This window comes from Desulfobotulus pelophilus, from assembly GCF_026155325.1.
Taxonomy (GTDB): domain Bacteria; phylum Desulfobacterota; class Desulfobacteria; order Desulfobacterales; family ASO4-4; genus Desulfobotulus; species Desulfobotulus pelophilus.
This window is the reverse complement of sequence record NZ_JAPFPW010000044.1, coordinates 1-5,479: the sequence shown is the minus strand read 5'-3', so window position 1 is coordinate 5,479 and position 5,479 is coordinate 1. Positions and strand designations below refer to the sequence as shown.

Annotated in this window: 2 tRNA genes and 3 rRNA genes; all 5 read left to right on the top strand. The window is 51.8% G+C overall.

The features are described 5' to 3' along the window. The first annotated feature begins 119 nt into the window (after positions 1 to 119). The 5 genes from OOT00_RS15730 (at position 120) to rrf (ending at position 5,418) form a co-directional block, all read left to right on the top strand. Positions 120 to 1,682, top strand: a 16S ribosomal RNA gene (locus OOT00_RS15730). Between the two features lie 115 nt (positions 1,683 to 1,797). After that, positions 1,798 to 1,875 (top strand) — tRNA-Ile (locus OOT00_RS15725). Between the two features lie 8 nt (positions 1,876 to 1,883). Continuing rightward, a tRNA-Ala gene (locus OOT00_RS15720) sits at positions 1,884 to 1,959 on the top strand. Between the two features lie 211 nt (positions 1,960 to 2,170). Then, positions 2,171 to 5,176 (top strand): 23S ribosomal RNA (locus tag OOT00_RS15715). A 125-nt stretch (positions 5,177 to 5,301) separates the two neighbouring features. Continuing rightward, positions 5,302 to 5,418, top strand: a 5S ribosomal RNA gene (gene rrf, locus OOT00_RS15710). The 16S, 23S and 5S rRNA genes sit together here with 2 tRNA genes alongside, the layout of an rRNA operon. Positions 5,419 to 5,479: the final 61 nt, after the last annotated feature.

Sequence of the window (5,479 nt, the reverse complement as noted above, 5' to 3'; positions counted from 1 at the left end):
TCGTTGCTCACGGAGCGGCGGATCGAGAATGGATCTTTGAAAATCGAACAGTGAAGTAAAAAGAACATACCCCTGAGTAATCTCATCTTTTAAGTAAGGTGAGGAATCAAACCAGAGATTCAACGGAGAGTTTGATCCTGGCTCAGAATGAACGCTGGCGGCGTGCTTAACACATGCAAGTCGAACGAGAAAGTTTCCTTCGGGGGATGAGTAAAGTGGCGCACGGGTGAGTAACGCGTGGATAATCTACCCTTGAATTCGGAATAACATCGCGAAAGCGGTGCTAATACCGGATGATGTTGTGTTTTCTTCGGGGAATACAGCCAAAGAATGCCTCTTCTTGAAAGCATTTGTTTGAGGATGAGTCCGCGTCCCATTAGCTAGTTGGCGGGGTAAAGGCCCACCAAGGCAGTGATGGGTAGCTGGTCTGAGAGGATGATCAGCCACACTGGGACTGACACACGGCCCAGACTCCTACGGGAGGCAGCAGTGAGGAATTTTGCGCAATGGGGGCAACCCTGACGCAGCAACGCCGCGTGAGTGAAGAAGGCCCTTGGGTCGTAAAGCTCTGTCAATGGGGAAGAAATTGCAGGGTTCTAACAGGGCTTTGTATTGACGGTACCCATGAAGGAAGCACCGGCTAACTCCGTGCCAGCAGCCGCGGTAATACGGAGGGTGCAAGCGTTATTCGGAATTATTGGGCGTAAAGGGCGCGTAGGCGGCCTGTTAAGTCATATGTGAAATTTTGGGGCTTAACCCCAACGCTGCATGTGATACTGGCAGGCTTGAGTATGGCAGAGGAAAGCGGAATTCCTGGTGTAGCGGTGAAATGCGTAGATATCAGGAGGAACACCGGTGGCGAAGGCGGCTTTCTGGACCAATACTGACGCTGATGCGCGAAGGCGTGGGTAGCAAACAGGATTAGATACCCTGGTAGTCCACGCAGTAAACGTTGATCACTAGGTGTTGCGGGTATTGACCCCTGCAGTGCCGAAGCTAACGCATTAAGTGATCCGCCTGGGGAGTACGATCGCAAGATTAAAACTCAAAGGAATTGACGGGGGCCCGCACAAGCGGTGGAGCATGTGGTTTAATTCGACGCAACGCGCAGAACCTTACCTGGGCTTGAAATCTGTGGAATCCGTATGAAAGTATGGAGTGCCCTTCGGGGAGCCGCAAGACAGGTGCTGCATGGCTGTCGTCAGCTCGTGTCGTGAGATGTTGGGTTAAGTCCCGCAACGAGCGCAACCCTTGTCTTCAGTTGCCAGCACGTAATGGTGGGAACTCTGAAGATACTGCCCCGGTTAACGGGGAGGAAGGTGGGGATGACGTCAAGTCCTCATGGCCCTTATGCCCAGGGCTACACACGTGCTACAATGGCATATACAGAGGGTAGCGAGACCGCGAGGTGGAGCCAATCCCAGAAAGTATGCCACAGTTCGGATTGGAGTCTGCAACTCGACTCCATGAAGTTGGAATCGCTAGTAATCGCGGATCAGCATGCCGCGGTGAATACGTTCCCGGGCCTTGTACACACCGCCCGTCACACCATGAGAGTTGGTTGTACCCGACGTCGCTGAGCTGACCCTTCGGGGGGGCAGGCGCCTAAGGTATGGCTGATAATTGGGGTGAAGTCGTAACAAGGTAGCCGTTGGGGAACCAGCGGCTGGATCACCTCCTTTCTTAAGGAAAGTCAATAAGGGGTATGTTTTTCACTGTTCGATTTTGAGGGATCGATGGAAGGTCCTGTTCTTTGAGGCAGTATATAGTAAATCGATGTGAGTCCATCTGGCGAGCGGGCCTGTAGCTCAGTCCGGTTAGAGCGCACGCCTGATAAGCGTGAGGTCGATGGTTCAATTCCATCCAGGCCCACCATGCAGAATGGGGGATTAGCTCAGCTGGGAGAGCGCCTGCCTTGCACGCAGGAGGTCAGCGGTTCGATCCCGCTATCCTCCACCATTTAGGAGGGTGGTGTTTGCATCGAAGACTGATGAGGGTACATTCTTTGTTTGTTTTTTGTAGGGGAGTGTGTCGTGATCAGTCTTTTTTAGGCTGTAAATCTTTGACAATCCATAGAGTCGGGAAGCGAGCGCAGTATAGATTTCAGGACTATTCTTTTTTATCGTGAAGAAGAGTGAGCCTGAAGAGTATCACAGGTCACAAGAATTGTGGCTAAGCGAATAAGGGCAGACGGTGGATGCCTTGGTGCCAAGCGGCGAAGAAGGACGTGGAAAGCTGCGATAAGCTTCGGGGAGGAGCTAAACATCCTTTGATCCGGAGATTTCCGAATGGGGAAACCCGTCACGGTTAATGCCGTGTCATCCGTAAATGAATTCATAGTTTGCGGAAGCTAACCAGGCGAACTGAAACATCTTAGTAGCCTGAGGAAAAGAAAATAAGAATGATTCCCTGAGTAGCGGCGAGCGGAAGGGGAAGAGCCTAAACCATATATGTGTGATAGCCTGGAAGCGTTGCATATGTGGGGTAGCGGGGTCTTTTTTGGTAATATTCCAGTGTTACCGGACAGTGATAAAATTCATGATTATGCGAGCGTTCTGGAAAGTGCGGTCATAGAAGGTGAAAGCCCTGTAGCAGAAAGTCATGGATCTGTCTTAAGAGCGCCCCAAGTACCACGGGACACGAGAAACCCTGTGGGAATCAATGAGGACCATCTCATAAGGCTAAATACGTCTTGGCAACCGATAGTGAACCAGTACCGTGAGGGAAAGGTGAAAAGAACCCCGGTGAGGGGAGTGCAATAGAACCTGAACCCGTCTGCTTACAAGCAGTGGGAGCACGATGCATTTTCGAATGCCGTGTGACCGCGTGCCTTTTGCATAATGAGTCAGCGAGTTACTTTACGCAGCGAGGTTAAGCCGAGTGAGGTGTAGCCGTAGCGAAAGCGAGTCTGAACAGGGCGCATGAGTTGTGTGGAGTAGACCCGAAACCAGGTGATCTATCCATGTCCAGGGTGAAGCGTGAGTAAAATCACGTGGAGGCCCGAACCGTCGTACGTTGAAAAGTGCTCGGATGAGGTGTGGATAGGGGTGAAAGGCCAAACAAACCTGGAAATAGCTGGTTCTCCCCGAAATATATTTAGGTATAGCCTTGCGTGATTGACTAGCGGGGGTAGAGCACTGGATGGGCTAGGGGTCTCACCGGATTACCAACCCCAACCAAACTCCGAATACCGTATAGTTGTATCGCAGGAGTCAGACTGCGGGAGCTAAGTTTCGTGGTCGAGAGGGAAACAACCCAGATCGCCAGCTAAGGTCCCTAAATTCATGCTAAGTGGTGAACGATGTGGAAATGCACAGACAACCAGGATGTTGGCTTAGAAGCAGCCATCATTTAAAGAAAGCGTAATAGCTCACTGGTCGAGTGGTTCTGCGCGGAAAATGTAACGGGGCTAAGCATGATACCGAAGCTGCGGGTTATTCTAAATGGATAGCGGTAGGGGAGCATTGCATGCGGGCAGAAGGTCGACCGTAAGGACGGCTGGACTGCATGGAAGAGCCCATGCTGACATGAGTAGCGATAAAGCGGGTGAAAAACCCGCTCGCCGAAAGCCTAAGGTTTCCTGAGTTAAGCTAATCTGCTCAGGGTTAGTCGACCCCTAAGCCGAGGCCGAAAGGCGTAGGTGATGGGAAACAGGTTAATATTCCTGTACCACCGTGGGAGCGTTTGAGTGAAGGGGGGACGCAGGAGGGTAGGTCATCCGTCTGATGGAATAGGCGGTTCAAGCGTGTAGGCAGAGAAGGGAGGCAAATCCCCCTTTTTAATGCGGAGGCGTGACGACGAGGACTTCGGTCCATAAAGTGATTGATCCCATGCTGCCAAGAAAATCCTCTAGCGAGTTTCCAAGGTGATCGTACCGCAAACCGACACAGGTAGGCAGGGAGAGAATCCCAAGGCGCTTGAGAGAACCCTGGTTAAGGAATTCGGCAAAATGACACCGTAACTTCGGGAGAAGGTGTGCCCCTTGTACGTGAAGGGCTTTTCGCCTGTAGCGGAAAGGGGTCGCAGAGAAACGGCGGTAGCGACTGTTTACTAAAAACATAGGACTCTGCAAAGTCGCAAGACGAAGTATAGGGTCTGACGCCTGCCCGGTGCCGGAAGGTTAAGGGGATCTGTTATTCAGCAATGGAGAAGCATTGAACCGAAGCCCCGGTAAACGGCGGCCGTAACTATAACGGTCCTAAGGTAGCGAAATTCCTTGTCGGGTAAGTTCCGACCTGCACGAATGGCGTAACGACTTCCGCACTGTCTCAACCAGGGACTCAGCGAAATTGAATTGGCGGTGAAGATGCCGTCTCCCCGCGGAAAGACGGAAAGACCCCGGCACCTTTACTATAGCTTGACATTGGGTTTTGGTGCATCATGTGTAGGATAGGTGGGAGGCTTTGAAGTGGGCACGCCAGTGTTCATGGAGCCATCCTTGAAATACCACCCTTGGTGCAGTAGGATTCTAACTTTGACCCGTGATCCGGGCAAAGGACATTGTCTGGCGGGTAGTTTGACTGGGGCGGTCGCCTCCCAAAGAGTAACGGAGGCGCGCGAAGGTTCCCTCAGGCTGATTGGAAACCAGCCGTTGAGTGTAAAGGCATAAGGGAGCTTGACTGCGAGACCGACGGGTCGAGCAGGTACGAAAGTAGGTCTTAGTGATCCGGCGGTTCTGAATGGAAGGGCCGTCGCTCATCGGATAAAAGGTACGCCGGGGATAACAGGCTGATCGCATCCAAGAGTTCACATCGACGATGCGGTTTGGCACCTCGATGTCGGCTCATCACATCCTGGGGCTGGAGCAGGTCCCAAGGGTTCGGCTGTTCGCCGATTAAAGTGGTACGCGAGCTGGGTTTAAAACGTCGTGAGACAGTTTGGTCCCTATCTTCCGTGGGCGTTGGATATTTGAGGAGATCTGTTCCTAGTACGAGAGGACCGGAATGGACGAACCACTGGTGTTCCTGTTGTCGCGCCAGCGGCATAGCAGGGTAGCTAAGTTCGGTACGGATAACCGCTGAAAGCATCTAAGCGGGAAGCCAACTTCAAGATAAGATATCCCCTGACGTCAAGTCAGCTAAAGACCCCTTGGAGACTACAAGGTTGATAGGCCGGGTGTGTAAGTGCAGTAATGCATGTAGCTTACCGGTACTAATCGGTCGTGCGGCTTAGCCACAATACTGGTGATCTGTGATAAAAAGAACTGCGTTTGAGACATTACCAAGAAGTACTTGAAAAACCCGACTCAATTGGATAGAAGAGAAGAGTTCTTTTAATCAAGCAAACTACTGGAATACAATTTTCGGTGGCGATGGCGTCAAGGTCACACCCGTTCCCATCCCGAACACGGAAGTTAAGCTTGACTGCGCCGATGGTACTGCATGGGTGACTGTGTGGGAGAGTAGGACGCCGCCGGATTCTTTTAACGCCCTGTTTTCAAGGTTTTTACAACCTCGAAGACAGGGCGTTTTTTTTGGTC